Origin of the sequence: Devosia oryziradicis, assembly GCF_016698645.1 — a bacterium.
GTDB classification, from domain to species: Bacteria; Pseudomonadota; Alphaproteobacteria; order Rhizobiales; family Devosiaceae; genus Devosia; species Devosia oryziradicis.
Map to the genome: position 1 here is coordinate 3,278,796 of NZ_CP068047.1, position 26,064 is coordinate 3,304,859.

Here is a 26,064-nt window from a genome sequence, read left to right on the forward strand (position 1 = left end):
AGGCGGGGCGGATGGGGCAAAGGGTGATTTGGCCTTCACCTCTCCCTCTGGGGCAGAGGTGAAGAGGCGCTACCCCACGAATCCCAGCTTGGCATCCAGCTCGCTCAGCGGCTTGGCCTTGCTCAACGCTTCCCGGGCCCTCCGGCTGTCGCGGTCCATTGCCGTTATCAGTTCGTCCAGGCCGGAAAACACCTCCTGCCCACGGATGTGGGACACCAGCGCCACCGAAATGGTCTGGCCGTAGATGTCTTCGTCGAAATCGAACAGATGGGTTTCAAACGGCGGGCGCTGGTTGTTGAACATGGGCTTGCCGAAGGCCGCCACGCCGTCGAGCAACCGATTGCCCAGGCGCGCGCGGACGGCATAGACGCCCTGCGCGAGCTGGAAATTGGCATGGGTCATGGTGTTGGCTGTGGGGTAGCCCAGCTCCCTGCCCCGCTGGTCGCCCTTGACCACGCAGCCATCGAAAAACCAGTGATAGCCCAGTAGACGGTTGGCAGCCGTGACGGCGCCCTCCGACAAGGCGGCGCGAATGCGCGAGGACGAGATGACCTCGTCGCCCTCGTCCATCAAGTCGAGCGTTTCGACGGCAAAGCCCCGCGCTTCGCCAGATGCCTTGAGAAAGGTCGGCGTGCCGCGGCGCTGGCGACCAAAGTGGAAATCGGCGCCGACGATGACGCCGGTGACGCCGAGGGCATCGACGAGGAAGCGGGACACGAAGTCCTCGGCCTCGATCTGGGAGAAAGCGCGGTCGAAGTTCAGCACCGCAATGGCGTCGAGGCCAAAGGCCTCGGCAAGGCGAGCCTTGGCGTTGCCATCGGTAAGGCGGAACATGAAGGGTGCGGGCGCGAAGACATCACGCGGATGCGGCTCGAAGGTCAGCACCATGGCCGGCACGCCAGCCTGGGCGGCGCGCGCCTTGAGGGTGGTCAGCACCGACTGATGGCCGCGATGCATACCGTCGAAATTGCCGATAGCGACATAGGCACCCCGCAGCGCGGCCGGAACCGCGTCCAGGCTGTTGAGGCGGACGAAACCGGTCACTGCGTCACCAGCTCAGGCGCGGCAGGAAGCCGGCCATGTGCGCCCGGCTGGGGGCCACCAGGTCGGCAATGGCCTGCGGATCGGGCTTGCCGAAAGCGTCGAGTTCGGCTGCGTGAATAGAGCCGGTGACGAACAGCAGGTCGATGCCGAACTTGGCGGCGCCGGTGGCGTCGGTGCGGACGCTGTCGCCGATGGCCAGGACACGCGACTTGTCGAGCGGGTGCCCGGCAGCCTGTTCGGCGAGGCGGAAGGCTTCCTCGTAGATGGGTTGATAGGGCTTGCCGGCCATCAGCACCATGCCGCCCATGGCGGCATAGAGGTCGCCCAGCGCCCCGCCGCAATAGATGATCTTGTCGCCATGCTCGACCACGCGATCGGGATTGGCGCAGATCATGGGCAGCTTGCGGCTCAGCCAGAGCTTGGCGCGCTCGCGATACATTTCGGGCGTGTCATCATCGGTGTCGAGATCGGTGACGACAACGACCTCGGCCTCGTCGGCGCCGGTGCGGCGAACGTCGAGACCCTCATAAAGCAGGTCGTCCTCGGTCGCGGGGCCGACATGGTGGATGGCCCTGCCCCGATACTTCGCGATCATCACGCGGGTCGCGTCGCCCGACGAAACAATCGCATCATAGGCCTGGCGATGCACGCCCAGCCGATCCAGCATCTCGATAATCGGGTCGGATGGGCGGGGTGCGTTGGTGATGAAAACGACCTTGCCACCGGCCTGGCGAAACTCGGCCAGCGCTTCGACGGCGCTCGGGAAGGCTTCGACGCCATTGTGGACGACGCCCCACACGTCGCTCAGCACCGCGTCATAGCGGCCGGCCAGGTCGGAGAGGCCGGAGATGGAAGGCAGGGGGCTGGTCATCGCGCTATTCCGATGCGGACAGGACAGGCGTTCTATGTGGCAGCTTTGCCCGCCGGATCAAGCGGAAACCGATTTGTGCTTTGGTATCACCGCGGGCGTAGCCCTAGAATTCGACCCGGCGCAGTTGCGGGGGCTGGCGGAGCGGTTCGGTCACGAGGTCGGGGCGCACCGGGCCGGCGGTGCCGATATATGGCCCCTGCACCAGGATAATGCCATCTTCGAGCAGTTCGACAATCTGGGTTTCGTTGGCGATGCCCGTGCCCAGCAGCTTGACCTCGAAGCGGGCCACATAGTTGGCGATGTCGGAGGCATGGAAGTCGGTGAAGGCTTCGGGCTCGTCGATGAAGCGGGCTGCATCGATACGCAGCGAGCGCACGCCCTGCGCCGCCAGTTCCGCCACGTCGACGCGCAGGGATTTGACATTGGCGATGGAAAAGCCGGCGCCCTTCTTGGCGACGGCATCGGCAATCGCCCGTTCGCCCGTGGTGAGCGACTGCCAGTCGGCTTCGCCGATGACGAAGATGAGGCCCGGCGCGATGGCCCGGTTGGCTTCGAGCGAGACGATCAGTTGTTCGGAAGCAGCCGAATCGCCCAGCGTGGCCCGGGACAAGGGAATGTAGAGGGTGATCGGCTGACCACCGGTGCGGGCGCGGCGGCAGATGGTGATGGCCTCGACCAGACCGATGCCTTCGATCTGGCGCACCACATCCTCGCCCCCGCGCCGTGGCATGAAATCGGCGCGATCGGCCAGGTCGCCGTCCTCCAGCATCAGGCGCGGCACCAGGTCGTAACCCTGCGGGCGGCGCTGCGGCAGGGTGACCACCGGCTGGATATGGTAGATCAGGCGGTTTTCGGCGACAGCCTGGCGCAACAATTCTAGCGGTATCGTCGGCTCGGGCTCGCGCACCACCGGTGGCGGCGCGGCGATCATGCGGTCCCGACCGGCCGCAGCGGGCTTGGCCACGCGGTCTTCGATCTCGGCGACGGCCTCGGCCACCTGGCGAATGACGGTGCCGAGCACGGAAATATCGGCTTCCACGCCCTCCAGGCGCGAACCGGCATTGAGGTCGGCCATGGCGTTGATGCGCTGGCCGAGCACTGCGCCGGCCTGGGCGTCGGTAGCCAGCAGCCTGGACAGATCCTCGATAGCCCGTTCCAGCCGGTTTTCGGCGCGTTGCCGCAAGGTGCGCTCCAGCAGCACGACGCAGACGCAGCCGAACACCACTGCGGCCAGGATCGCTTCTGCCGGCGTGAAGGTCAGGCCGAAATAGGCGGCTGCGCCAATGGCGGCAGCGGCAAGGGCGATGAACGTGTAGACCAATGCCTGCACGGGCGGACCTCGGAACCCTCTCAATGCCGGGATTCGGCCCTTTCTCTTAGCATCGCGCAAGAGGCGGCAAAAGCGCGGAGGGGCGGCTGCCCAAGGCTATTTGCTGGCTCAGGTGACGAAGATGCTCCAGCCGCGCGAGAAGAAGCGGTGGAACAGCACAAGCTGGGCGGCACCGGTGGCCCCGGCCGAGCCTCCCTTCTGGCCCATGGTCAGGTGTGAACGCTCATCGCCATGCGGCGGAAAGGCCGTCAGGTGATGCTCGACGCGCTCGACCAACCGTTTGACCACGGCCTTGGGCATGACGCCGCCGACAACAACGGCATCGAGTTCCATCACGGCCCGGGTACTGACCATGGCATTGGCCAACGCCCGGCCGGCATCGTCCAGCCAATCGCTGGCCACCGGCTCCAGCCGTTCCCAGTTCCAGTTTGCCGGATCGCCCTGCGGCAGTTTGTGTCCGCGCGCTTCCAGCCGCTGCTCGAGCGCAAGGATGGAGGCGATGGCGTGGACATAGCTGGCCCCGCCTTGGGCATCGGGCACGAGGATGGCACCCAGATTGGCGGCATTGCCGGTGCGCCCTTCCCAGATCTGCCCATCTATGGCGATGCCGGCGCCCACCAGCGTTCCCACCTGGAAATAGCCCAGTGCGCGGGGTCGAGGCTCCGGATGGGCAATGAATTCGGACCAGCAAGCGGCATTGCCATCGTTGAACCAGGCGACGGGCGTACCGAGGACGCGCTCGAGTTCGGCAGCGATGTCGGCGCCCTGCCAGAGCGTGGCCTGTTCTGGCGGCGCGCCGAGCCGATGCAGGTGCCGCTCGAAACGGGCGGGACTGGCCACGCCGATGCCGACCAGCCGCTCCCGCTGCTGCACGGTCATGCCGGCGCGTATGGTGGCGACTTCCGCACCAACCGCAGCAAATACCGTGCGGAAATCCGGCCAGCGATAGCTCCGGCGGATGCTGGCCAGGGTCACTCCCGCCATGCTCAGCAGCAGCACTTCGAAATGACGCCAGCCGATTTCGATGCCGATACCGAAGGCTCCGTCCGCGTTGAGGAAAAGCGGGGTCGCCGGCTGGCCCCGGCGACCGCGCAGCACATCGCCCCGCAGCACCAGTTCACGGGCTTCGAGATCGGAAACTATCCGCGAGGTGGTCTGCGGTCCCAGGCCGGACAGGCGGGCCAGGTCGGCGTTGGACGAGCCCGGATTGAGCGCGATAAGCGTCATCACCGCCCGTTCATTGGCGATGCGTACCCCGGACTGCGCGAACCCCCGCGCTACCGCTTCGTCTCCGGATTTCTTCTGCATGGCGGCAGACTTAAACTTGAGAGCGGCAGTCAGGCAAGCGCCAAGTCCACTGCCGGAAGAGCAAAATGCGAGGCGGGCTGAACGGTTTGTTTACCCTGTTGGGAAACAATCGGGAAACACCGGAACGACGCGGCGGCAATGCCGGACAACCGGCAGAATGCGTTATCAGAACACGAGGGACCGGGCGGCATGGCGATGCACAACCGACACGATGGCGAGCCGCTTGGACGGCTACTGCTGATCGATGGCGACGACAAGCATGCCCCGCTGGTTGCCGAAACGCTGGTCCAGAGCCTGGGCGAGGGCGTACGCATCACTGTCGCGGCCGGCGGAAAGCAGGCAGCCGAGCTGCTGCGCGACGCGAGCTTCGACATCATCCTGGCCGATCTCTCCTGCCTGGGCGACCTCAGCGAGCGCAGCGACGATGCGGTGGCCCGCCTGGTACGCCTGTCGGACGGCGCACTGTTTGTTGCCGTATCCGATGGCGCCTCGGTTTCGGCAGCGGTTGGCGCCATGCGCGCCGGCGCCCATGACTATGTGGTCAAGCCCGTCAACGGCCCGGCCATGGCCGGCCGCATAGGCGAACTGGCACAGCGCCATGGCAAGAGCCGTGCGCTCAGTATCGCGCCGCGCGTCGAACGCCGGTCGGACTTTGCCGGGTTCATCGGCGCCTCCAGCGCCATGCAATTCGTCTATGAGCAGATCGGACGCATCGCGGCGTCCTCGGCGCCGGTTTTCATCACCGGCGAAAGCGGCACCGGCAAGGATGTCTGCGCAGAAGCCCTGCACGCAACCGGCCCGCGTTTCGGCAAGCGCCTGGTGGCGATCAATTGCGCCGCCATTCCGCGCGACCTGATGGAAAGCGAGCTGTTCGGGGTGGCGCGCGGCGCCTTCACCGGCGCGCATGACGATCGCAAGGGCGCGGCAGAACTGGCCGATGGTGGCACGCTCTTCCTCGACGAAATCGGCGAGATGGACCTGTCGCTCCAGTCCAAGCTGCTGCGGTTCCTGCAGACCGGGACACTGAGCCGCGTCGGCGAATCAGGGGTGCGGCAGGTCGATGTGCGGGTCATCTGCGCCACCAACCGCAATCCGATGCAACTGATTTCGGAGAAGCGTTTCCGCGAGGACCTGTTCTACCGCTTGCATGTGCTGCCGATCCACCTGCCGCCACTCCGGCAGCGGCCCACCGATGTGATGGTGCTGGCCCGACACTTCCTGGCGCGCTACGCAGCCGAGGAGCACAAGCATTTCTCGGGCTTCGCCCCCGATGTTGCAGGCCTCCTGACATCAGCGGAATGGCCGGGCAATGTGCGCCAGCTGCAGAACCTGGTGCGTCGACTCGTGGTCATGTGCGATGGCGGGGAAATCACCATGCCGATGCTGCTGGCCGCCGATATAGAATCGCGCGGCGTGGCGACCCCGGCGGAGCCGGTTGCGCGCGGCGAGCGCCGCCAGGCGATCCTGCCGATGTGGCAGCAGGAGCAGCGCATCATCGAAGACGCTATCGCCAGCTTTGGCGGCAATGTCTCGCTGGCCGCCGCGGCGCTGGAGATCAGCCCCTCGACTATCTACCGCAAGCGCCAGGGCTGGTCGGAAATGGCGGCGGCCGGGTAGGCTCAGGCTACGGCGTATTGGCCTCGCGGGCCTTGGTCCGATCGAGCCCCAGATAATGCTCGCGCAGGATCACCGCGATGCCTGACAGCACGATGATCACGGCCCCCACGATCATCGTCATGGTGGGCACATCGCCGAACACGGCGAAACCGATGATCAGGGTAAGCAGCAACGAGACATATTCAAAGGGCGCAATGACCGACATGTCGGCATAGCGATAGGACGAGGTCATCAGCAATTGACCGAGGCCGCCGGCAAAGCCTGCGCCGATCAGCAGCGCCGCCTGTTCGGGGGTGGGCACAGCCCAGCCGAAGGGAATGGTCAGCAGCGACATCAGGCTGGCGCTGATGAAGAAATAGAGGACGATGGACTCCGTGCGTTCGGTCCGCGTTAGGTTGCGCACCTGCATCAGGGCAAAGGCCGTCACCACGGCGCCGCCGAAAGCGGCGATCGCCCCGATCGCTTCGCTGTTGCCGAGCGGCTGGCCGCTGGTGAATAGGGTCAGGCGCGGCCACAGGATGATCAGAACACCGACCAGGCCGACGATGACGGCGGTCCAGCGGAAAACATGGACCCGTTCCTTGAGCAGGATGGCGCTGAACACCACGATCAGCAGCGGCGCCGCGTAACCGATGGCCGTGGCTTCAGGCAGCGGAAGCCGCGTCAGGGCGAAAAAGCCAAGACCCATCGAGGTCGCCCCGACCAATGCACGCAGGATATGTCCGAAGGGGCGCTTGGTATGAAGCGCCTTGCCAAGCTGCCGACGCCAGAAGAGCCAGGCCACGACAGGCAGGATGGCAAAGAAGCAGCGGAAAAACACCAGTTCGCCGGCAGGGATGGTTTCGGTCGCCTTGAGCAGGGTCGCCATGATCACAAAGAAGCAGACCGACACCACCTTGAGCGTAATGCCACGCAGCGGTCCGCCCCGATGTCGTTCGGAGCCAGGGCCGGCTTCTGGTGCGGGAGTGGTCACGGCAGTCTCGTGGTGTAGCCGCAATCAGCGGCCGGAGGCTTGCTCCAGCTTTTCCTTGGCGATGCGCGCGGTGGCGAATGCCTTGTGCTCGGGCCCGACGGCCGAGCCCGACTTGACCACCTTGCCGGCGGTATCGAGGATTTCCCAATGCCAGTTGGCGTTCGGGCCGCTGCCGCCCTTGAGGCGCAGTTTGATCTGAAGGGTATTGTCCTGGGTCATGGGGGCGTTATGGCCCAGGTTGACGCGTGGGGAAAGGGGGATGGCGGGAAAAGTTGGTCCGCGCCCGGACCAAGCGCTTATCCCCCTCGTCGGAAACCAACGTATCTTTCCCCATCATCCCGCGCGGGCGGCCTGCAGGCTTCGAGCCGGCCGCAGGCAATATCCCTCCAGGCGGCGCTTCGGCACGCCTAAACCTCCGAATGAAGGTACTCGATCCTGTCCCCCCAGAAAGCCAGGTAGTCCCGGATCGGCTCAACCAGCGGACATGGATCGGGGTAGTACCACACCTGGTTGGGTCCGTCGGCGGTAAGGGTCTTGAGGTTGTAATAGTGCGCCTCGCCCTTGTACGGGCAGGTGGTCCGGTACTCGGACATTTCGAGCACATCCTCGCGTACGTCCGCGCGTGGCAGATAGATGCGCAGGGGTGCACCAGGCTCGTCCAGTTCCAGCGCGTTGAGCGACGAGCCGATCTCGGCATCGTCGAACAGCACATGCACCCGGCCCTTGGCGGGCCTGATCTTGATATCCTTGTCCAGACATTGACGCGTCATGTTGTCCTGCCATGTAGGGAAAACGCTATGAGCTTCAACGCACGAGAAGAAAGGCGGTTCACCCGACCTTGACTCCCCATTGGGCCAGCCATATATCCCCGCTCACCTGTTGGCACTCTATAAAGGTGAGTGCTAACAGCACAGAAATTGCATTCGAAATTGCTGCCATAGGAGCAAATCATGGGCTTTCGTCCTCTGCACGACCGCGTGGTCGTCCGTCGCCTCGACAGCGAAGAAAAGACCAAGGGCGGGATCATCATCCCGGACACCGCCAAGGAAAAGCCGAGTGAAGGCGTGATCGTTTCGGTGGGCCCCGGCGCCCGCGACGAATCGGGCAAGGTCAACGCCCTGGACGTGAAGGCTGGCGATCGCGTGCTGTTCGGCAAGTGGAGCGGCACCGAGGTCAAGCTCAACGGCGAAGACCTGCTGATCATGAAGGAATCCGACATCATGGGCATCGTCGAGGGCTAAGTCCTCCCCTGCCCCGTTGTCTCAACTCACTCTTTAAGGAGCGCCTCACATGGCCGCTAAAGAAGTAAAGTTCTCGACCGATGCCCGCGACAAGATGCTGCGCGGCGTCAACATTCTCGCCAATGCAGTGAAGGTCACCCTGGGTCCCAAGGGCCGCAACGTCGTGATCGAAAAGTCGTTCGGCGCCCCGCGCATCACCAAGGACGGTGTGACCGTCGCCAAGGAAATCGAACTGGAAGACAAGTTCGAGAACCTGGGCGCCCAGCTGCTGCGTTCGGTCGCCTCCAAGACCAACGACATTGCCGGTGACGGCACCACCACCGCGACCGTTCTGGGCCAGGCCATCGTCGTCGAAGGCGTCAAGGCCGTCGCCGCCGGATTCAACCCGATGGATCTCAAGCGCGGTATCGACCTGGCCGTTGCCGAAGTCGTGGAGTCGCTGAAGGCCGCTTCGTCCAAGATCCAGAACTCGTCTGAAGTCGCTCAGGTGGGCACCATCTCGGCCAATGGCGAGAAGGAAATCGGCGACATGATCGCCGAGGCGATGCAGAAGGTCGGCAACGAGGGTGTCATCACCGTCGAGGAAGCCAAGACCGCCGAGACCGAACTTGACGTCGTTGAAGGCATGCAGTTCGACCGTGGCTACCTCAGCCCCTACTTCGTGACCAATGCCGAGAAGATGACTGCCGTCCTCGAGGATCCGGTTATCCTGCTGCACGAAAAGAAGCTCAGCAACCTGCAGACCATCCTGCCGCTGCTGGAATCGGTTGTGCAGTCGCAGCGCCCGCTGCTGATCATTGCCGAAGACATCGAAGGCGAGGCTCTTGCGACCCTCGTCGTCAACCGCCTGCGCGCCGGCCTCAAGGTCGCTGCAGTCAAGGCCCCGGGCTTCGGCGATCGCCGCAAGGCCATGCTGGAAGACATTGCTATCCTCACCGGTGGCCAGGTCATTTCCGAAGAACTCGGCATCAAGCTCGAGAACGTGACCATCGACATGCTCGGCACTGCCAAGCGCGTCGAGATCACCAAGGAAAACACCACGATCGTCGACGGTGCCGGCACGGCCGAAGACATCCAGGGCCGCGTTGGCCAGATCAAGGCGCAGATCGAGGAAACTACCTCGGACTACGACAAGGAAAAGCTGCAGGAACGTCTGGCCAAGTTGGCCGGTGGCGTTGCCGTGATCAAGGTCGGCGGCTCGACCGAAGTCGAAGTCAAGGAGCGCAAGGACCGCGTCGACGACGCGCTGAACGCCACCCGCGCTGCGGTTGAAGAAGGCATCGTCCCCGGCGGCGGCGTTGCGCTGCTGCGCGCCTCCCATGCCATCACCGTCAAGGGTGCCAATGCCGACCAGGACGCCGGTATCGCCATCGTTCGCCGCGCTCTGCAGGAGCCGGTGCGTCAGATCGCCAACAATGCCGGTGCCGAAGGCTCGGTGGTCGTGGGCAAGATCCTCGAGAACTCCTCGAAGACCTTTGGCTACAACGCTGCCACCGGTGAGTACGGCGACCTCGTTTCGCTCGGCGTCATCGACCCGGTGAAGGTGGTTCGCACTGCTCTTCAGGACGCTGCTTCGGTTGCCTCTCTGCTGATCACCACCGAAGCCCTCATCGTCGAGGCCCCCAAGGAAGCAGCTCCGGCAATGCCGGGCGGCGGCGGCATGGGCGGCATGGGCGGCATGGACTTCTAGTTCGCGAAAGCGAACTAGGTCTTCCTTCGCTCACAGGCCGTATCGCGGTCGGCATAAGTGCCGACCGCTGGCCCTCTGCGAGGCGGGCGACGGCCGGGCGGCCTTGCCGCCTGAAGAGAGCTTCGAGGTTCGTTTCTTCCCAGTCACGAACGTCGCGGAAAGCCCCGGTGGAGACACCGGGGCTTTTTCTTGTCCCCGCACACGAATACGCTGTCACCATTCGTTCAATGAGGACTCCATGCGGACACCCCGACGCGGCAGCGCAATCGACAATGCCGAGGCCGCTTTCAAGGCGGCAACAACCAAGCCGGTTTCGGCGCCGGCCAAATCGGCCACGCCACCAGAAGGCAAGGAAATTGTCAGCCTGCGGCTCGACCGCTCCGTGCTCGACCATTTCCAGGAGGACGGTCCAGGCTGGCAGGACAGGATCAATGCGGCCCTCAGGGTCGCCGCCGGGCTCGATTAGTCCCCCGTTACCGGGGGTGCCCTTTTGCCCATTTGACAGCAAGGTGCCGACGTTTCATTTTCCGGGAACTGGAGTGAGGGGGCTTATGATGTCCATGCGTTTTGTTGTGGCCGCGGTTTTTCTCGTGTCGCTGAATTTTGCCGCCACTGGCGATGCCTTCGCGCAAAAGACCAAGACCAAGGGTAACGCACCCCAGGTCACTCAGCCCCAGAGCAGCAGGCTCGACCCCAACGATCCGGACGATCTCGAAACGATCCTCGACCAGGGCGATGCCGCCTACTTCGTCGAAGAGGGTAAGACGCCGGACTATGCCTATGCCTTCGAAATGTATTCACTGGCCGCCGAGGCAAACGATGCCTATGCGATGAACCGCATCGGATTGATGTATGACCGGGGCGAATATGTAGCCCAGGACTTCGACGAAGCCTTCGACTGGTATCTCAAGGCTGCCGAGGCCGGCCTGCCGGCGGCACAGAGCAATGTGGGCAGCATGTACAATGCCGGTGACGGCGTGCGGCAGGACTATGCAGAGGCGCTGCGCTGGTTCCGCATGGCTGCCGACAATGGCTATGCCTATGCCATGTACGCATTGGGCGACATGTACCTGGCCGGCAATGGCGTAGCCAAGGATGCCGAAGAGGCCACCGCCTGGTACCAGAAAGCGTCCGATGGCGGGGACGCCAACGGTCACTGGTCGCTATCGCTGCGCTATCTCTATGGCGATGGCGTGGGCAAGGACACGCAGCGCGCCGCCGAACTCGCCTATCTGGCGCTGACCAATGGGCTGCAGGTGGCGCTCGACGAGTTCAAGGACATCCGCAACGCCGATACCTCGCCCAACTATCGGCGCGCCATCCAGGAAATGCTCAAGCGCGACGGTTTCTACAACGGCACGATCGACGGCAGTTTTGGCCCGGCGACGCAGCGCGCCATCGCTGCGGCCTTCGGCTCGGCGCTCTAGAAGAACAATAGGCGCAAAGCCAGGGCGATCGAGACAACGACGACCAACGGTCGGATGATGCGCGCGCCGTAGCGGATGCCGGTGCGCGCCCCGATATAGCCGCCGGCCAACTGCCCGCTGGCCATGGCGATGGCCGCAGGCCAGACCACATCGCCCGAAGGGATGAAGATGGTCAGCGCCGCCAGGTTGGACACCAGGTTGAGAATCTTGGTGTTGCCCGATGCGCGGGTTAATCCAAGTCCGAACAGCATGACGAAGCCGATGGTGAGGAACGAGCCGGTCCCGGGCCCGAAGACTCCATCATAAAAGCCGACCAGCATGCCCATGACCGGCACGAAAAGGCCAAACGGCAGACGCGCGGCCTTGTCGGCATCGGACAGGTTGGGCGCGAACAGGAAGTAGAGCGCGATGCCGATCAGCGCCACGGGGACGGCAACATCAAGCAGACTGACGTCGATCTGCTTGACCACCAGCGCACCCATCAGGCTGCCGGCATAGGTCAGCGCGATAGCCGGGACCAGCGCCTTGAGCGAGACGAAGCCGCGGCGCCAATAGGTCAGCGCGGCCATGCCCGTTCCAAACACCGATTGCAGCTTGTTGGTGGCCAGGGCCGAAACCGGTGGCAGCCCGGCCGAGAGCAGGGCGGGCAGCGCGATCATGCCGCCACCGCCGGCAATGGCATCGACGAAGCCGGCCAGCATGCCGACACAGGCGAGCGCCACGAGAATCAGGGGGTCGAGCATGGAATCCAAGGTGCGTTAGGGCGCGTTTCGACGCGCTGCGGAGTCGTCGGCCATGCGACGTTCATAGATGGGAATGTTGATCATCGATGACATGAAGCCGCTCATCATCATCTGGAAGCCGGATACCAGGGCCGTCAATGCCAGGATGACCGGTCGCATGGTGCTGCTGGGGTCGAGCGGCCCGAAATCGCGCGCCGCCCATTCCGATATGCCCCAGACCAGCGAAATGATGCCCACCAGCATCAGCGCCAACGCGACCAGCAGGATGCGCTCGAGCGTCAGCGCCTCGAGCAGGCGATCATGGGTGCCCGAGCGCGGGATGAAGCCGTAGCGCGAAGCAAACCGCCGACCGATGATGGCGAAGGTTATCGACTGCAGGCCCACGATGATGCAGAGCGCCGCCACCAGGAAGGTGTGGATGTCGAGCGAGGTCCGACCCAGATGCAGGGGGCCGGGCAGCAGGATGGCGCCGAGCAGCAGGCCCGCGGTCAGCAGCGCGATACCGGGATAGAGAAACAGCCAGCGCGGCGAGAACAGCAGCAGGAAGCGCAAATGGCGCCAGCCATCGCGGAAGGAGCGCAGGTGGGGCGGGCGCGAGCGCCCATCCTTGGCCAGCGTGGTTGGAACCTCGCGAATATCGAGCTGGGCCAGGGTCGCCTTGACCACCATTTCGGAAGCGAATTCCATCCCCGCGGTGCGCAGGTTGAGGCCGAGGATCGCAGCGCGGGAAAAGCCGCGCAGCCCACAATGGAAATCTCCGATCGAGGCGCGGAAGAACAGCCGCCCGATGGCACTGAGCACCGGGTTACCGACATAGCGGTGCAGCCAGGGCATGGCACCGGGTGCTATGCCGCCGCTGAAGCGATTGCCCATGACCAGGTCGGCACCGGCCCGCAGCTGGTCCACAAATGCGTCCAGTCTGGAAAAATCGTAGCTGTCGTCGGCATCGCCCATGATGACGAAGCGGCCGCGCGCCGCCTGGATGCCGCCGCCCAGGGCCGCACCATAGCCGCGCTCTGGCACAGGCACGACCCGGGCGCCAAGTGTGTCGGCTATGGCCTGCGAGCCATCCGTCGAGCCATTGTCGGCCACCACGATTTCACCGGCAATGCCCGTGCGTTCGAGAAAGGCACGCGCCTTGCCGATGCAGGCGGCCAGCGTCTCGGTCTCGTTGAGACACGGCATCAGGATGGTCAATTCGAGCGTATCGGCCAATCTGCCCCCCAAGGCCTCTTCAAAGCCTTGTGCCGTGAATCGGCAATGGCTGGCAATCCATGGATAACCGGCGGCGTCAGAGAGCGGCCGACGTCCCCAACCGGGCCAGCACGGCGTCCAACTGAGATTTGCGCCCCGCCGTCCATTGGGCTGTGCGCGAAACGATCAGGCAGGCCTCGCTCTGCAGCATCACGCCATCTTCGAGCACCCGCAGGCCGTTGGCGGCCAAGGTCGAACCGGTTGTCGTGATGTCGACCACGATGTCGGCCACGCCGGAAGCCGGTGCTGCCTCGGTGGCGCCGAGGCTCTCCACGGTTCGGTACTCGGCAATGCCCGCCCTGGCGAAATGCTGGCGCGTGATGGTGATGTATTTGGTGGCGATGCGCAGCCAGCGGCCGTGACGGCTGCGGAAGTCGGACGCCACATCGGCAAGATCGTGCATATGGGTCACGTCGATCCAGGCGTCGGGTACGGCGACTACGACATCGGCCTGTCCAAACCCCAATGGCTTGGCAATGACAACGGAAGCCGGTCCGCTTTCGCTGGTTTCATGGATCAGGTCGCGCCCCGTGACGCCGAAATCGATGGTGCCGCGTATCAATTCGCGGGCGATTTCGGAGGCAGGATAGAAGCGGACGGTCACCTCAGGCATGCCTTCGATGGCGCCGAGATAGGAGCGCGCGCCGCCCGGGCGGGTGATGGTTAGGCCGTTGGCGGCGAACCATTCGCGGGTCAGTTCTTCGAGCCGGCCCTTGGAAGGCACGGCAAGGGTGATGCCGCTCATCGTGCAACCTCCGCTTCGAGGCGGTCGACCCAGACCGAGCAGCCCGATGCCGCGATGGGGGCCGTCGCGCCGAGGCGCTCGAGCAGGCGATCATACTGCCCGCCGGAGGCAAGGACTTCGCCGCTGGCGCCGGTCATTTCGAAGACGATGCCGGTATAGTAGTCGAGCCGTGGCGAGAAGCCGGCGTCGAACATCACACGCGCCTCTCCCAGGCTGTTGAGATGCCGGCGGATGGCGCGGATGGGCGCGCCAAGCATCAGCTTGTGCTGGCTGGCCAGAGCCTCGATCTGTGTCAGCGCCTGCAGAACGGGCCCGGAAATGGCGAGGTAATCGCGCAGGAGCTGCAGCGTCCCCTTCGGAACATGAGCGGCGTCGAGCGCCTGCTGCTCGAGATAGCGGTCGGCGATCTCCTCCGGGGTACGGCCTTCGGACAGGCTGAGACCGGCGGCGACCATCTGCTCGGTTATATCGTCGACCAGGGTCTGGCGGCTCGGCGGCTGCGCACGGGACGTATCGGGGGCGGCTTCGAGGCGGGTGAGCAGGCGGTCGAGGGCTTCGGTGTGGCCAAAGCGATTGCGGATGCGCGGGCGCCAGGCCTCCGGCATGTCGGCCTGCACCAGCAGCGCCTCGAAAAGGCCAACGCCACCCAGGCGGATATCGGGGGCTACGCCGAAAATAGAGAGCGAGGCGCGGGCGAAGGTCAGCACCTGATCGAGCGCTACATCCCCGTCGGGCTGGGCAAGCAGCTCGATGCCAGCCTGGTCGAACTCGGCAGGACCGGTTTCACGCTGGCGGAAAATCGGCCCCATATAAGAGAAGGCGGCGGGTTCGCCCACGCCGTCCTCGATATAGGCGGTCACGATGGGGAGGGTAAAATCGGGGCGCAGGCAGTATTCCGCACCGGTCGTGTCCGATGTCAGCAACAGGCGGCGGCCGAATTCCTCGCCGGCCAGATCGAAATAGGGATCGGCCGAGAGCAGCAGCGGCGGCGTTGCGCGGCAGGCGCCCTGTGCTTCGACCAGGGCCTCCAGATTGGCGCGACGCAGGGCGGCGCCGGTCATTGCTGCTCGCTCAGCAGCTTCCGCACGGCGCTGACCAGGTCACCGCGTTTGATTTCGAACTGGCCCGGGCGTGCGGCTTTCCATTCGGCATTGTCGGTGATGGCCTGGGCCGCCTGCTTGCCGGCGATCAAGTCCTTGATCTGGAGGATGCCCTGCTCGCGTTCCTGGCTGCCTTCGATGACGACGATGGGCGAATTGCGCTTATCGGCATAAGCGACCTGCTTGCCAAAATTCTTGGTATTGCCGAGGAACATTTCGGCGCGGATGCCGGCATGCCTGAGCTCGGCGACCATGGCCTGGTAGCCAGCCATCTGTTCCTTGTCCATGACGAGGACGACGACAGGACCGGCTGGTTCGGCAGCATCGAGATTGCCCGTCAGCTTGAGCGCATTGGCGAGGCGCGACACGCCGATGGAAAAGCCGGTAGCCGGCACCGGCTCCCGCCGGAAGCGGGAGACGAGGCCGTCATATCGCCCACCGCCACCGACAGCGCCGAATACGACATCCTGCCCCTTCTCGTTCTGCACCTTGAAGGTGAGTTCGATCTCGAAAACCGGTCCGGTATAATATTCGAGGCCGCGAACGACGGAGGGATCGATCTTTATCCGGTCGGGGCCGTATCCGGCGGCGGTAAACAGCGCCTGCATCGCCGCCAGTTCAGCAACGCCATCGTTGTCGGCCGGCGGCTTGCCCGCGACATAATCCAGGACCACGGCGGCCTGGGCATCGGTAAGGCCGGCGCCCTTGGTGAAGTCGCCGCTCTCATCTTTGCGACCGGCACCCAGCAGAAGCTTCACGCCGTCGGTACCGAACTTGTCGAGCTTGTCCACCGCGCGCAGCACGGCAAGCTTCTGCTCGTCGCTGGTGACCCCGGCCGCATTCAGCACGCCATCAAGCACCTTGCGATTATTGACGCGAACCACATACTTACCCTGAAGCCCCAGCGCGTCCATGACGTCAGCCATCATCATGCACATTTCGGCGTCGGCTTCGGGACCACCGGCGCCGACCGTATCGGCATCGAACTGCATGAACTGGCGGAAGCGGCCGGGGCCGGGCTTTTCGTTGCGGAACACATAGCCCTGGCGATAGGAGCGATAGGGCTTGGGCAGGGTTTCGAAATTCTCGGCGAAATAGCGGGCGAGCGGCGCGGTGAGGTCGTAGCGCAGGCTCATCCACTGTTCGTCATCGTCCTGGATGGAAAAGACCCCGGCATTGGGGCGATCGGTATCGGGCAGGAACTTGCCGAGCGTTTCGGTGAGCTCGAGCAGCGGCGTTTCGACCGGGTCGAAACCATAGCGTTCATAGACCGCCTTGATCTTGTCGATCATGACGCCCACGGCGGCGATTTCGCCGGGCGTACGATCCTCGAAGCCACGCGGCAGGCGGGGCGTGATCAGCTTGGTCTTTTCGGTCATCTAGCAGTCCTGACAAGTCGCGCCGTTCCTAGCGGATCGGCGTATTGGAAACAACAGTGCGGGACGGAAGAGCGTGGAAGGGCCGGGAAATTTCCCGACCCTTCCATACGGCTCTACGGGCCCGCCCGCCAGAGCGGTGGGAGCGCCAGTGGCAGCTCCGAGGGCTGGGGCCAGAATGCCGACCTTGGCAGGGGTGGCAGGCCCATATCCGCCCGCAGGCGCGGATCATCCGGCATTTGCGGGCGGTTCCACCACGCGACCAAGGCCACGCGCAGAACGGCGAAGAGTCCACGACGCTGGACGGCTTCGACGACGTTGAAATTGAGGCGCAGCAAGGCGCTGCCCTCGCTCAGTACATCATGGGACATAGCGGGATCCGACGCCTTGATGCGCCGGCCTTCTATTGAAATTTCAGGCGGGAGGCGAACCGAAGTCCGCGCTCCCTGCCCCTACATGCCAGGTCTCCGAAGAGGATCTGGAATACTCGAGCTGGCCGAAATCTGCAGCCAGTGAGCAGGCTGCGGCACCGGCGGCAGGCCAAGATCGGCCCGCAGAGCGGCTGGGAGATCGGCCGGCAGCCGAGGACGGCTCCACCAGGCACTGATCGCCGTGGCAATGACGGAGAGCAGGCCGCGTTGATGGACGGCATCGGCGATGGAGAATTCGAGGCGCAGAACAATGCTGCCCTCAGGCAGGGTGTTGTAAGTCATGACGGTTTCCGGGCGCGCCAAGACGCGGTACCGGCCTCTGATGGGTTGGTGAGATGGGCTGGAATCGGGGGCGCAATGCGGCCCGGTTCAGTTCATCGCGGTGTGGTGGCTAGAAGTGTCCACGGTCACAAGGACCGAGATGGCTTGGGATGCGAGGCTTAGCCGCGCGCGCAATGCCAATGGCGAGGACCCTGGCGGAGAACAAACATGCCTGTCATGTAGCTGCCTCCCTCGGGTTGGCTTTAATGGACGATGGGCTTCTAGCTCGCGATTTCGTGATCCGCAAGCGGAGATGTGGCGGCTTGTCGCAGCAACGCGCCGGTGTGACCCATTGGCAACAGGTCAGGTTGGGCGCTTCAGGGCCTGACGCTCGGCCTCGACATCGTCACGACAGAAGCAGCCTTCGATGTGATCGTTGACCAGACCCATGGCCTGCATGAAGGCATAGCAGGTGGTGGGACCGACAAAGGCGAAGCCGCGCTTGCGCAAGTCCTTGGACAGGCGGACCGAAGCTTCGGTCTGGGCAAGGCGGCGCAGGTTCTCCCAGCTGAGGTCGTCGGGACGATGCTCGGGCCGGGTTTCGAAGCGCCACACATAGGCAGCGAACGAACCGAATTCCGCCTGGACGGCAAGCGTCCGCCGCGCATTGTTGATGGTAGCGGCAATCTTGCCGCGATGGCGGATGATGCCGGGATCGAGCAGCAAGCGCTCGATGTCTGCCTCATCCATGGCGGCGACCTTGGCGATATCGAAGCCGTGAAACACTTCTCGAAAGCGTTCCCGCTTGCGCAGGATGGTGATCCAGGACAGCCCGGACTGGAAACCCTCGAGGCAGATCTTCTCGAACAGCCGCGTATCCGACGTAACGGGGCGACCCCATTCGCCGTCATGATAGTGGCGATAAAGCGCATCATCGCCGGCCCAGGGGCAACGCGGCAGGCCATCCGACTCAATTGACATCGACAACGCACTTTCACTAATCGAGGGCGTGGGAATGCTTATACCGCCGCTCACCTGTTGGAATCGCGGCACTCTTATATTTTACAAAGACGTTGCGATGACCAGCCGCCCGGAATTCGGGGCGCAGATTTTCGGGGACGTGAAGCCGTGATCATTCCGGGACGCCTGCGAGCGCTGGTCGTGGATGACAATGCTTATGCGCGCGCCATTTCTGCCAATGGCCTCAAGAAACTGGGCGTGGGCGAGATCGTCGAAGCCGAGGGTGGCGCTGCAGCCATTCTGGAACTGCTGACTGCGCCGTTCGACCTGATGCTCATGGATTGGTATATGCCCGACGTAAGCGGGGCGGGCGTTATGACTGTGTTGCGCGATCCACGGATCGGCGCCGCGTCGCAGACCCCCGTCATCCTGATGACCGCCTATGCCAGCCGGGACAATGTCGCGCGGGCCCGTGAGCTTGGCGTCAACGAGGTGCTGGTAAAGCCCTTTACCACCGACCAGCTCGGCACCGCGCTCGGTCGCATCCTAGGCGCCGGCGCCCAGGCCATGGGCGACGGTTCGGTGTTTCTCTAGCTTACCAAGCGCTAACCAACAGCACGATCAATGGCTTAACCATGCCGCTTCACGGCGTATTGGGCATTTGGCGCCATGCTGCCGCCAAAGCCGGTTCGCCGGCGCGAGGTGGATGTTGCCATGATCGGAATGAAGACGGCCGGAACGAGTCTGCTGGCCCTGCTGGCGAGCCTGTCGGCACTTGTCCCGGCCCAAGGCGCCGGATTGCAGCAGGGATGGCGCTTTGCGCCCCCTCCCGGGGTCACCATCGTCCAGGGTACGCCGCGTCATGCGCTGGCCTTGCAGGCCAATATGCAGGTCAACCCGATCTACTTGCGGCAGGTGGTGCAGTATCCCACCAGCGAGCGCAGCGGAACGATCGTTGTCGATACGCGTGCGCACTTCCTCTACTTCGTGCTGGGGGATGGCCGCGCCCTGCGCTACGGCATCGGCGTTGCCAAATCAGGCTTTGAGTGGAGCGGCACGCACCAAGTCACCCGCAAGGCGGAATGGCCAAGCTGGACCCCGCCCGCCGAAATGCTGCAGCGGCGGCCGGAATTGCCGCGCCACATGGAGGGCGGGCCGGATAATCCATTGGGCGCGCGGGCGCTCTATCTTGGCTCGACGCTCTACCGCATCCACGGCACGACCGAACCCTGGAGCATCGGCCAGAACGTCTCGTCGGGCTGCATTCGCATGACCAATGCCGACGTGATCGATCTCTATGATCGCGTACAACTTTATACGAAGGTCGTTGTCCTTTAATAAGGATTTTCCTGGACAGTCAGTGGGTCCGGCGACGGTGCCGGTGCCTCGAGATGCCCCGCCATGCAACGCTTCCTCGCACTAGCCAGCCGCTTCGGGCGTGACGAACGCGGCGTCTTTGCCGTCCTGTTCGGGCTGATGGCGATCGTCTTGGTGGCGCTGGCGGGCGCGGTGGTCGACTATGTTGCGCTCGAGCAGACGCGGAACCGGTCGCAGGTGGCGCTGGACGCAGCGGCGCTTGCATTGCAGCCGCTGATCTTTGTCACACCGCTCAACGAGGCCGACATCAAGTCCAAGGCCCAGGCGCTGCTCCGCGACCGGCTCGGCATCGTCAGCGGCGCCGGTGAATTCGGCGTCACAGCCGAAGTGTCCGATATCGACATCGATGTCGAGGAAGGCTCGCTGCTGCTCGTGGCCGACATGGAGATGCCCACCACGTTTGTGAACCTGGTGGGCGTTCCCACTATGTATGCCCGCATACAGTCCGAAGCGACGCGCAAGAAGCTGGCGCTCGAAGTTGCCTTCGTGCTCGATAATTCGGGCTCCATGTCCTATACGGGCGCCGGGTCCAATGGCACGCGCCAGCGCATTCAGTTCCTCAAGGACGCTGCCACCTGCGCGGTGAACATCCTGTTCTACAAGGATGTGACCGATAATCTGGACACCTGCATTCCCAAGGCCGGCGCCCCCAAGCTCGACGACGTGAAGGTCGGCATCGTGCCATTCACCATGTTCGTCAATGTGGGCACGGGCAATGCCAATGCCACCTGGATGGACACGACGGGGGCATCGGCCATCCACAACGACAATTTCGACAATGACGACAACGAGGACGTGGCCCCCACCGTGAGCATGCCCACCCGGCAGACGCTTTTTGCAGCCACGGGTGAAGCCTGGCGCGGCTGCGTGGAAGCACGGCCCCATGTCAAGACGGGTACGCTATCAACGGAATATCTGGATACCGACGACACGCCGGCGGTCGCGGGCAATACCAAATATGTGCCCCTGCTCTCCCCCGATGCGGCGAACAATATCGGGGGCAACAACTATTTCACCAATGACAGCCCGGCGGTGTGCGATCGACCGCAGACCTCGCCCACGGCCACGCAATGCACGGTGACGCAGCGGCGCACGGGCTGCAACGCGGCCATGAACAATGGCGGCACCTGCAACACGATCACCGCGGTTTCATGGGTGCCGAGCGGGCCGACCAATTTCTCGAGCAATATCAAGTACAACGGCGCCTACTACGGGGCGCATGCACCGACCTGCGACTGCCGGACGCCCGTTTATGGAAACTGGACGCAGACCAACACGAACAATGCGAGCAACCGCACGTTCGAGCGCACCTATACCTGCCAGGGTGGCGGCTACATCCCCACCGGGCTGTCCAACCGCGAATACCAGGAGCGGGTCTGCAAATATTACCAGCCCGTCAACAGCAGCAACTTCTCGACCGGCCCCAATGCCGATTGCACGCGTACGGCCATCCTGCCGCTCACGGACGTCCCGGCCACTGCCATCAGCACCATCAACGGCATGATCGCCGAGGGCGGCACCAATATCCACGAAGGCACCGCCTGGGGCTTCCGGGCCCTCTCGCCGAGCCAGCCTTTCAACCAGGGTGCGCCCTATGACGAGGCAACCTCCAAGGTAATGATCGTCATGACGGATGGCGAGAACACCGCCTACAATCTGCCGCCGCCGGCAAACCCTTACTACTGCGATGCCACGCGAGCGGGCTTCAACGGCAGTTGTTACAATTCGGCCTATGGCTTTCCGTACAATTCCAAGAATACCACTGGCGGTTCCACCAGCGCCGGCAACGTGGAACGCCTGGGCTATAGTGGGGCGAACAATGCGGCACTGGTCACCGCCATGAACGAGCGCACGCGGCAGACCTGCGAGAACGCCAAAGCCGCCGGCATCACTGTCTACATGATCGGCCTTGCCACCAACCTGGCAGTGCAGAGCACTCAGGCCGAGGTGGAGGACATGCTGGCCGATTGTGCGAGCACCCGCGACAAGGCTTACTTCCCCCAGACACCAGGCGAGCTCAAGAAGGTGTTCCAGGATATCGCCAACGACCTGTCGGCCCTGCGCCTGGCGCAATGATGATCTGGGGAGTGGTACCGCCTCCCCGGATCGAACGGGGGACCTCTAGATCCACAATCTAGCGCTCTAACCAACTGAGCTAAGGCGGCAAGGGCTCTGCGAGGGGCGGCGGAGGGCGCGTCCCGAAAGCGCGCGGAACATAGGGGGAGAATCCCGGGATGACAAGCACCGATTTTGTCGCCGGGTGACGGGCGACCCCGGTGCGCGTTTAACCATGCGAGCCGAACGCCAGGCGCCGGCGACGTGCCGCACTGGACCCCTGGGAATGCAGCCTATATTGAAGAAACCTTAGCGTCCGGGAGCAAATTGTCCTGAAATGGGACGGAAACGCCTGCCGTATCCCCGGACGGAGAGACTTGTCGTAGATGGATGCTGACTGGACCACATCGCCGAGCGCCCGCCGCGTGCAGCAGCATGAGGGGGATTCGCGACCGGCATGGCTGTGGTCGCAGGATGGTCAGTCCTTGCTGTGGCAGAACGCTGCCGCGCCGCTGTTCATGGCCAAGCTCAAGAAGCACGGGCTCAAGCTCGCGCCGCCGGCTATCCCGATCAAGGGCCAGATCGCGCGCAATATCCGTCTGGGCTCGGTCGGGCGGACGAGCCTGGCGCGCATCCAGTTCATTGCTGGCGAGAAACCCGCATCAAGCACCTGCGCGACAACGCCACTGATCTGGCAGGATGGGCAAACCGTGTTGCTGGTGGTCGGCGTCGATCCGATCGCGTCCGACATCATGGCTGCTGCAGCGGCAGACGAAGCTGCGGACGCGCCCGAGCATGCAGACGACCAGGTGCAAGAGACTCCCGATGCCGATCTTGCCGCTGCACAGGGTGCGCTGGACGAGCCGGAAGTTGCCCCGGTCGAGCCGGAGGCCGAGGATCCCGCGTCTCCGACCGAGACCGATGAAGACGTCTACGCTCATCGTCCCGAAGACTGGCACGAACCCGAACAGGATGCAGAACCGGTTGAGCAGGTCGCTGAACTGAGCGACGCGGACCCGGTCGAGATCGATCAGTCTGCCGCGGCTTCGCTGGCCGACACTGTCGACGATCAGTCAGTCCAGGTCGCCGAACCGGCCCCGGATGCACCGGCGGAAACCGCCCCGAGCCGCCTCAGCCTGCTGGTCGATCGGCTTGCCGCGGACGAAGCGCTGTTCACCCCGCTCACCGAGGCGGACGACAATCCGCCGCCCACGGCCGCGCAGGCAGAGCCCACCCCCGGTGGTCTCTACAAGATCACCGGCCGGGGCTTCCTGCCGCAGCATCCCGGCCTGGAGCGGGAAGAGGCCGAACCAGACATGGCCGAGCCGGCGCCTGCCGCGCCCGAGCCGGAACCCGTTGTCGATCAGCCGGCGGCGCTCGATCGCGCCGAGGACGAAGCGGTGGAGCGCCTGGCCCAGCAGATGGCCGAACTTGCCCCAGCGCCGGTCGCTGATGTGGAAGCCGTCGAGAGGGTATCCCGCTACAACTTCGATGAGCTGTCGCGCATCCTGAACGACCGCATCGCAGACCCGGGCGCACCGGCCCGGCCGCCAGTGGAAGCGGCGCGCGGCGGTGCGCTGATCAACCTGGGCGGCGAAACCCTGGTGCTCAATCGCTTGCCGCTGGGCATCCTGGTGTTCCGCGACCAGCAGGTGCTGTTCGCCAATCGCGCCATCACCGAGATGGTGGGCTACGAGTCGGTCGAGAGCCTGCGCGCCGCCGGGCTTGCCGCAGTGTTTCCTGCTGCCGGACCGGATGGCCAGGATGCCGGGCCGGTCAATCACCTGGTGCAGCGCAATGGCACCCTGGTGCCGGTTACGGCGCGGCTGCAGTCGATTTCCTGGCAGGGCCGCCCGGCCCTGATGCTGTCGGCCAGCACCACCGAAGTCCGCACGGGGCACGAGGCCGCGGTCAGCGCCTTTGCCCAGAGCTTTGCCGATATGCGTGGCGACGGATTTCTCGAAGCCACCCGAGCGGGCGTGATCAGCGCGATCACCCCCCGCAGTGCCGATCTGCTGCGCGTCGATGGCCCGCTCGAGGGCAAGGCTCTCTCGAGCCTGGTTTCGGGCCAGGACCTCGATCAGCTACGCGAATTCCTCGAGCGACCGGCGCGGTTCGCCGAGACAGCTCGTCCTTGCCTCACACTTCGCTCGGCTTCGGGCAGCGCGGAAATTACGGTGTTCGCCCAGGGCCAGGCGGGCGTGATCACCGGTTACTTCGGCTTCGTGCGCGGCCGTGAGCCGGCGCCACTGCGTCTTGCGGGCCAGACCGACATCGACCCGACGCTGCTGGCACGCATCAGCCGCGGCGTGCGGCGTCCGCTCAACACCATCATCGGGTTCTCCGACCTGATCCGCTCGGAAGCCTTCGGCGCTTTGCAGAACGAGCGCTACGAAGCCTATGCCCAGGACATTGCCAAGGCCGGCCAGGAAATCGCGGCGCTGGTGGACGAACTGGATGACTATGCCCGCCTGCGCGATGGCCGGTACCTGCCGCAACGGGCCAGCATCGAGCTGACCAGCCTGCTCGAAAGCTGCGTCATCCGCATCCGCCAACAGGCCAATGGCGCCCGCGTTATCATCCGCAACGCCATTTCCGAAAGCCTGCCGCGCATCACCGCCGACCGTGCATCACTGGCCCAGGCCGTGCTGAACCTGCTGGCCAGCGCCATCGACCAGACACCATCAGGCGGCGCCGTGGTGATTTCGGCGCAACGTGAGGACGATGGCGGCATCTCCGTCCATGTCCGGGACAGCTCGACCAACCCGGTGGACATGGCCGAGCGTTTCGTCGTGTTCCGCGACGGCGTCGGCAAGGATGGACAGGCCATGACGCCGGTTCGCTCCAGCGTCGGCCTTGCGCTCACCCGCTCATTACTAGCCGTCAATGCCTTCTCGCTGTCAGTCGATCCGGCGGGTGAACAGGGCATGTTGTTCACACTGGTCATCCCTGCGGACCTGGTGGACCAAGCCGCCCCGCAGCAGCAGTCTGACTGACCCAGGGCCGTCGCGCTGCGTTTTGTCGCAGGCTTCATAAGTGGAATGTCGAAGTCAGCTAATGGTCTGATTCCGCTTACGAACACGGGCGGACCTTTGAACCGTTCTAGACTGTAAGTCCTTGAATTTTCAAAACAATGTTGACTTCGAATCCCACATTTCGCAGAACCCGGCGCAGAAGCGGGGCATCGGCCGCCGCCATGATGGAGAAACCAACATGACCAAGACCTCGCGCCTTGCGCTCGCCCTGCTCAGCTCTGTCGTCGTGACCGGATCGGCAACCGCAGCTTTCGCCCAGAGCGGCGAAGTCAATATCTACAGCTATCGCGAACAGAGCCTGCTGCAGCCGCTGCTCGACAAGTTCAGCGCCGAAACCGGCATCAAGGCCAACGTGCTCTATGCCGGCGATGGCCTGCTCGAACGCGTCGCCGCCGAGGGTGAGCTGTCGCCCGCCGACGTCGTGCTGACCGTCGATATCGGTAACCTGGTCGGCGCCGAGGAACAGGGCCTGACCCAGCCCATCACCACCCCCGAACTCGACGCGCGCGTGCCGGAGGCCTTCCGTGATGATGACGACAACTGGACGGCGCTGTCGCTGCGTGCTCGCGTGTTCTACGTCTCCAAGGACCGAGTTGATGCCACCGCGCTGACTTATGAAGACATCACCAAGCCGGAATGGAAGGGCCGCATCTGCACTCGTCCGGGCGACCACGCCTACAATATCGGGCTGATCGCGCAGCGCATTGCCGAGCATGGCCTGGATGAGACGCGCGCCTGGCTCACCGCGGTGCGCGACAACCTCGCCTATCCGCCGACTGGCGGCGACCGCGAAGGCGTCAAGAATATCCTGGCCGGCACCTGCGACCTCTCCATCACCAACACCTACTACATGGGTGTGATGCTCAATAACGATGCCGAGCCCGAGCAGAAGGAATGGGCCGCCTCGGCGCGCATCATCTATCCCGATGCCGATGGCGAAGGCACGCAGGTGAATGTGGCCGGCGGCTTCATCGCCAAATATGCGCCCAATGTCGAGAACGCCAACAAGCTGATCGCCTTCCTGCTGTCGGATGAGGCGCAGACCATCTACGCCGACACCAACTACGAATTCCCCGTGGTGCCCTCGGTGTCGCCGTCCGAGCTGACGCAGAGCTGGGGCACGCTCAAGCCGGTGAGCACGCCTTTGGTCGAGGTTGCCGCCCACCGCGCGGAAGCCGCTGCCCTTGTGGATGAACTCAAGTTCAACGAAGGTGCGCAGAACTAAG

The 26,064-nt window shown here is 64.2% G+C and carries 25 protein-coding genes and 1 tRNA gene; 10 read left to right on the forward strand and 16 right to left on the reverse strand.

What is annotated here, in order from left to right; all coding sequences use genetic code 11:
- Nucleotides 1–69: 69 nt before the first annotated feature.
- From JI749_RS16330 to JI749_RS16345, 4 genes are all read right to left on the reverse strand, one after another.
- On the reverse strand, nucleotides 70–1,044 hold the full coding sequence (locus JI749_RS16330; protein WP_201656377.1) for a bifunctional riboflavin kinase/FAD synthetase: 975 nt from the start codon (nucleotides 1,042–1,044) through the stop codon (nucleotides 70–72).
- Nucleotides 1,045–1,048: 4 nt separating this feature from the next.
- A complete protein-coding gene (locus JI749_RS16335) occupies nucleotides 1,049–1,915 on the reverse strand; it encodes a TIGR01459 family HAD-type hydrolase (protein ID WP_201656380.1) in 867 nt (288 codons plus the stop codon).
- A gap of 103 nt (nucleotides 1,916–2,018) precedes the next feature.
- A complete protein-coding gene (locus tag JI749_RS16340) occupies nucleotides 2,019–3,245 on the reverse strand; it encodes an EAL domain-containing protein (RefSeq protein ID WP_201656383.1) in 1,227 nt (408 codons plus the stop codon).
- A gap of 108 nt (nucleotides 3,246–3,353) precedes the next feature.
- Nucleotides 3,354–4,553, reverse strand: a complete 1,200-nt coding sequence (locus JI749_RS16345) for an ROK family transcriptional regulator (protein WP_201656386.1) — start codon at nucleotides 4,551–4,553, stop codon at nucleotides 3,354–3,356.
- Nucleotides 4,554–4,742: 189 nt separating this feature from the next.
- Between JI749_RS16345 and JI749_RS16350 the strand changes: the two genes are divergently transcribed.
- Complete coding sequence (locus tag JI749_RS16350; protein ID WP_233280794.1) at nucleotides 4,743–6,170, forward strand: sigma-54-dependent transcriptional regulator; 1,428 nt, start codon at nucleotides 4,743–4,745, stop codon at nucleotides 6,168–6,170.
- Between the two features lie 7 nt (nucleotides 6,171–6,177).
- On the opposite strand, the gene JI749_RS16355 is transcribed toward JI749_RS16350, so the two are convergent.
- The 3 genes from JI749_RS16355 to JI749_RS16365 all read right to left on the reverse strand — a co-directional run bounded on the left by JI749_RS16355 (nucleotide 6,178) and on the right by JI749_RS16365 (nucleotide 7,913).
- Nucleotides 6,178–7,143: a DMT family transporter gene (locus tag JI749_RS16355; protein ID WP_233280795.1), complete on the reverse strand. Its 966-nt coding sequence runs from the start codon at nucleotides 7,141–7,143 to the stop codon at nucleotides 6,178–6,180.
- 24 nt (nucleotides 7,144–7,167) lie between these two features.
- Complete coding sequence (locus JI749_RS16360) at nucleotides 7,168–7,362, reverse strand: hypothetical protein (protein WP_201656389.1); 195 nt, start codon at nucleotides 7,360–7,362, stop codon at nucleotides 7,168–7,170.
- A gap of 188 nt (nucleotides 7,363–7,550) precedes the next feature.
- The gene (locus JI749_RS16365) at nucleotides 7,551–7,913 is read right to left on the reverse strand and encodes a DUF427 domain-containing protein (RefSeq protein WP_201656392.1); all 363 of its coding nucleotides are present in this window, start codon (nucleotides 7,911–7,913) and stop codon (nucleotides 7,551–7,553) included.
- A gap of 180 nt (nucleotides 7,914–8,093) precedes the next feature.
- Between JI749_RS16365 and JI749_RS16370 the strand changes: the two genes are divergently transcribed.
- The 4 genes from JI749_RS16370 to JI749_RS16385 all read left to right on the forward strand — a co-directional run bounded on the left by JI749_RS16370 (nucleotide 8,094) and on the right by JI749_RS16385 (nucleotide 11,501).
- Nucleotides 8,094–8,384, forward strand: a complete 291-nt coding sequence (locus tag JI749_RS16370; RefSeq protein WP_201656395.1) for a co-chaperone GroES — start codon at nucleotides 8,094–8,096, stop codon at nucleotides 8,382–8,384.
- 49 nt (nucleotides 8,385–8,433) lie between these two features.
- Complete coding sequence (groL, locus tag JI749_RS16375; protein ID WP_201656398.1) at nucleotides 8,434–10,074, forward strand: chaperonin GroEL; 1,641 nt, start codon at nucleotides 8,434–8,436, stop codon at nucleotides 10,072–10,074.
- Between the two features lie 238 nt (nucleotides 10,075–10,312).
- Nucleotides 10,313–10,540 carry a BrnA antitoxin family protein gene (locus JI749_RS16380; protein WP_201656400.1) on the forward strand — a complete coding sequence of 76 codons (228 nt, stop codon included), beginning with the start codon at nucleotides 10,313–10,315 and terminating at the stop codon, nucleotides 10,538–10,540.
- A gap of 88 nt (nucleotides 10,541–10,628) precedes the next feature.
- Nucleotides 10,629–11,501, forward strand: a complete 873-nt coding sequence (locus JI749_RS16385) for an SEL1-like repeat protein (protein ID WP_201656403.1) — start codon at nucleotides 10,629–10,631, stop codon at nucleotides 11,499–11,501.
- Here JI749_RS16385 and JI749_RS16390 read toward each other — a convergent pair.
- The 8 genes from JI749_RS16390 to JI749_RS16425 form a co-directional block, all read right to left on the reverse strand.
- Nucleotides 11,498–12,244 (reverse strand): TSUP family transporter, encoded by a 747-nt coding sequence (locus JI749_RS16390; RefSeq protein WP_201656406.1) that lies wholly within the window; start codon nucleotides 12,242–12,244, stop codon nucleotides 11,498–11,500. The two genes, JI749_RS16385 and JI749_RS16390, sit on opposite strands and share 4 nt — an antisense overlap.
- Nucleotides 12,245–12,259: 15 nt before the next feature.
- On the reverse strand, nucleotides 12,260–13,459 hold the full coding sequence (locus JI749_RS16395) for a glycosyltransferase family 2 protein (RefSeq protein ID WP_201656409.1): 1,200 nt from the start codon (nucleotides 13,457–13,459) through the stop codon (nucleotides 12,260–12,262).
- A 76-nt stretch (nucleotides 13,460–13,535) separates the two neighbouring features.
- Complete coding sequence (hisG, locus tag JI749_RS16400; RefSeq protein ID WP_201656412.1) at nucleotides 13,536–14,243, reverse strand: ATP phosphoribosyltransferase; 708 nt, start codon at nucleotides 14,241–14,243, stop codon at nucleotides 13,536–13,538.
- Nucleotides 14,240–15,304, reverse strand: a complete 1,065-nt coding sequence (locus JI749_RS16405) for an ATP phosphoribosyltransferase regulatory subunit (protein ID WP_201656415.1) — start codon at nucleotides 15,302–15,304, stop codon at nucleotides 14,240–14,242. Before JI749_RS16405 ends, hisG begins: the two co-directional genes overlap by 4 nt.
- The gene (gene hisS / locus JI749_RS16410) at nucleotides 15,301–16,722 is read right to left on the reverse strand and encodes a histidine--tRNA ligase (protein WP_201656418.1); all 1,422 of its coding nucleotides are present in this window, start codon (nucleotides 16,720–16,722) and stop codon (nucleotides 15,301–15,303) included. Before hisS ends, JI749_RS16405 begins: the two co-directional genes overlap by 4 nt.
- 113 nt (nucleotides 16,723–16,835) lie before the next feature.
- On the reverse strand, nucleotides 16,836–17,090 hold the full coding sequence (locus JI749_RS16415) for a hypothetical protein (protein ID WP_201656421.1): 255 nt from the start codon (nucleotides 17,088–17,090) through the stop codon (nucleotides 16,836–16,838).
- Nucleotides 17,091–17,171: 81 nt separating this feature from the next.
- Entirely contained in the window at nucleotides 17,172–17,432 is a 261-nt protein-coding gene (locus JI749_RS16420) for a hypothetical protein (RefSeq protein WP_201656423.1), read from the reverse strand.
- Between the two features lie 342 nt (nucleotides 17,433–17,774).
- A complete protein-coding gene (locus tag JI749_RS16425) occupies nucleotides 17,775–18,392 on the reverse strand; it encodes a DNA-3-methyladenine glycosylase I (protein ID WP_201656426.1) in 618 nt (205 codons plus the stop codon).
- A 147-nt stretch (nucleotides 18,393–18,539) separates the two neighbouring features.
- Here JI749_RS16425 and JI749_RS16430 point away from each other — a divergent pair, with 147 nt between their 5' ends.
- From JI749_RS16430 to JI749_RS16440, 3 genes are all read left to right on the forward strand, one after another.
- Complete coding sequence (locus tag JI749_RS16430; protein ID WP_201656429.1) at nucleotides 18,540–18,965, forward strand: response regulator; 426 nt, start codon at nucleotides 18,540–18,542, stop codon at nucleotides 18,963–18,965.
- Nucleotides 18,966–19,094: 129 nt separating this feature from the next.
- Complete coding sequence (locus tag JI749_RS16435) at nucleotides 19,095–19,709, forward strand: L,D-transpeptidase (RefSeq protein WP_407644912.1); 615 nt, start codon at nucleotides 19,095–19,097, stop codon at nucleotides 19,707–19,709.
- Nucleotides 19,710–19,772: 63 nt separating this feature from the next.
- On the forward strand, nucleotides 19,773–21,824 hold the full coding sequence (locus JI749_RS16440; RefSeq protein WP_201656436.1) for a pilus assembly protein TadG-related protein: 2,052 nt from the start codon (nucleotides 19,773–19,775) through the stop codon (nucleotides 21,822–21,824).
- A gap of 12 nt (nucleotides 21,825–21,836) precedes the next feature.
- Here the strand turns inward: JI749_RS16440 and JI749_RS16445 are convergent.
- Nucleotides 21,837–21,913 (reverse strand) — tRNA-His (locus JI749_RS16445).
- A gap of 276 nt (nucleotides 21,914–22,189) precedes the next feature.
- Here JI749_RS16445 and JI749_RS16450 point away from each other — a divergent pair.
- Together JI749_RS16450 and JI749_RS16455 are read left to right on the forward strand one after the other, a co-directional pair.
- The gene (locus JI749_RS16450; RefSeq protein ID WP_201656439.1) at nucleotides 22,190–24,799 is read left to right on the forward strand and encodes a sensor histidine kinase; all 2,610 of its coding nucleotides are present in this window, start codon (nucleotides 22,190–22,192) and stop codon (nucleotides 24,797–24,799) included.
- Between the two features lie 217 nt (nucleotides 24,800–25,016).
- On the forward strand, nucleotides 25,017–26,063 hold the full coding sequence (locus JI749_RS16455) for an extracellular solute-binding protein (RefSeq protein ID WP_201656442.1): 1,047 nt from the start codon (nucleotides 25,017–25,019) through the stop codon (nucleotides 26,061–26,063).
- The last annotated feature ends 1 nt before the right edge of the window (nucleotide 26,064 follow it).

Bases quoted from the DNA above. Each gene is read 5' to 3' on its own strand.
- JI749_RS16335 (WP_201656380.1), bottom strand. From the start codon at position 1,915: ATGACCAGCCCCCTGCCTTCCATCTCCGGCCTCTCCGACCTGGCCGGC.
- JI749_RS16345 (WP_201656386.1), bottom strand. From the start codon at position 4,553: ATGCAGAAGAAATCCGGAGACGAAGCGGTAGCGCGGGGGTTCGCGCAG.
- JI749_RS16350 (WP_233280794.1), top strand. From the start codon at position 4,743: ATGGCGATGCACAACCGACACGATGGCGAGCCGCTTGGACGGCTACTG.
- JI749_RS16360 (WP_201656389.1), bottom strand. From the start codon at position 7,362: ATGACCCAGGACAATACCCTTCAGATCAAACTGCGCCTCAAGGGCGGC.
- JI749_RS16365 (WP_201656392.1), bottom strand. From the start codon at position 7,913: ATGACGCGTCAATGTCTGGACAAGGATATCAAGATCAGGCCCGCCAAG.
- JI749_RS16370 (WP_201656395.1), top strand. From the start codon at position 8,094: ATGGGCTTTCGTCCTCTGCACGACCGCGTGGTCGTCCGTCGCCTCGAC.
- groL (WP_201656398.1), top strand. From the start codon at position 8,434: ATGGCCGCTAAAGAAGTAAAGTTCTCGACCGATGCCCGCGACAAGATG.
- JI749_RS16380 (WP_201656400.1), top strand. From the start codon at position 10,313: ATGCGGACACCCCGACGCGGCAGCGCAATCGACAATGCCGAGGCCGCT.
- JI749_RS16385 (WP_201656403.1), top strand. From the start codon at position 10,629: ATGTCCATGCGTTTTGTTGTGGCCGCGGTTTTTCTCGTGTCGCTGAAT.
- JI749_RS16390 (WP_201656406.1), bottom strand. From the start codon at position 12,244: ATGCTCGACCCCCTGATTCTCGTGGCGCTCGCCTGTGTCGGCATGCTG.
- hisG (WP_201656412.1), bottom strand. From the start codon at position 14,243: ATGAGCGGCATCACCCTTGCCGTGCCTTCCAAGGGCCGGCTCGAAGAA.
- JI749_RS16405 (WP_201656415.1), bottom strand. From the start codon at position 15,304: ATGACCGGCGCCGCCCTGCGTCGCGCCAATCTGGAGGCCCTGGTCGAA.
- hisS (WP_201656418.1), bottom strand. From the start codon at position 16,722: ATGACCGAAAAGACCAAGCTGATCACGCCCCGCCTGCCGCGTGGCTTC.
- JI749_RS16415 (WP_201656421.1), bottom strand. From the start codon at position 17,090: ATGTCCCATGATGTACTGAGCGAGGGCAGCGCCTTGCTGCGCCTCAAT.
- JI749_RS16420 (WP_201656423.1), bottom strand. From the start codon at position 17,432: ATGACTTACAACACCCTGCCTGAGGGCAGCATTGTTCTGCGCCTCGAA.
- JI749_RS16425 (WP_201656426.1), bottom strand. From the start codon at position 18,392: ATGTCAATTGAGTCGGATGGCCTGCCGCGTTGCCCCTGGGCCGGCGAT.
- JI749_RS16435 (WP_407644912.1), top strand. From the start codon at position 19,095: ATGAAGACGGCCGGAACGAGTCTGCTGGCCCTGCTGGCGAGCCTGTCG.
- JI749_RS16440 (WP_201656436.1), top strand. From the start codon at position 19,773: ATGCAACGCTTCCTCGCACTAGCCAGCCGCTTCGGGCGTGACGAACGC.
- JI749_RS16450 (WP_201656439.1), top strand. From the start codon at position 22,190: ATGGATGCTGACTGGACCACATCGCCGAGCGCCCGCCGCGTGCAGCAG.
- JI749_RS16455 (WP_201656442.1), top strand. From the start codon at position 25,017: ATGACCAAGACCTCGCGCCTTGCGCTCGCCCTGCTCAGCTCTGTCGTC.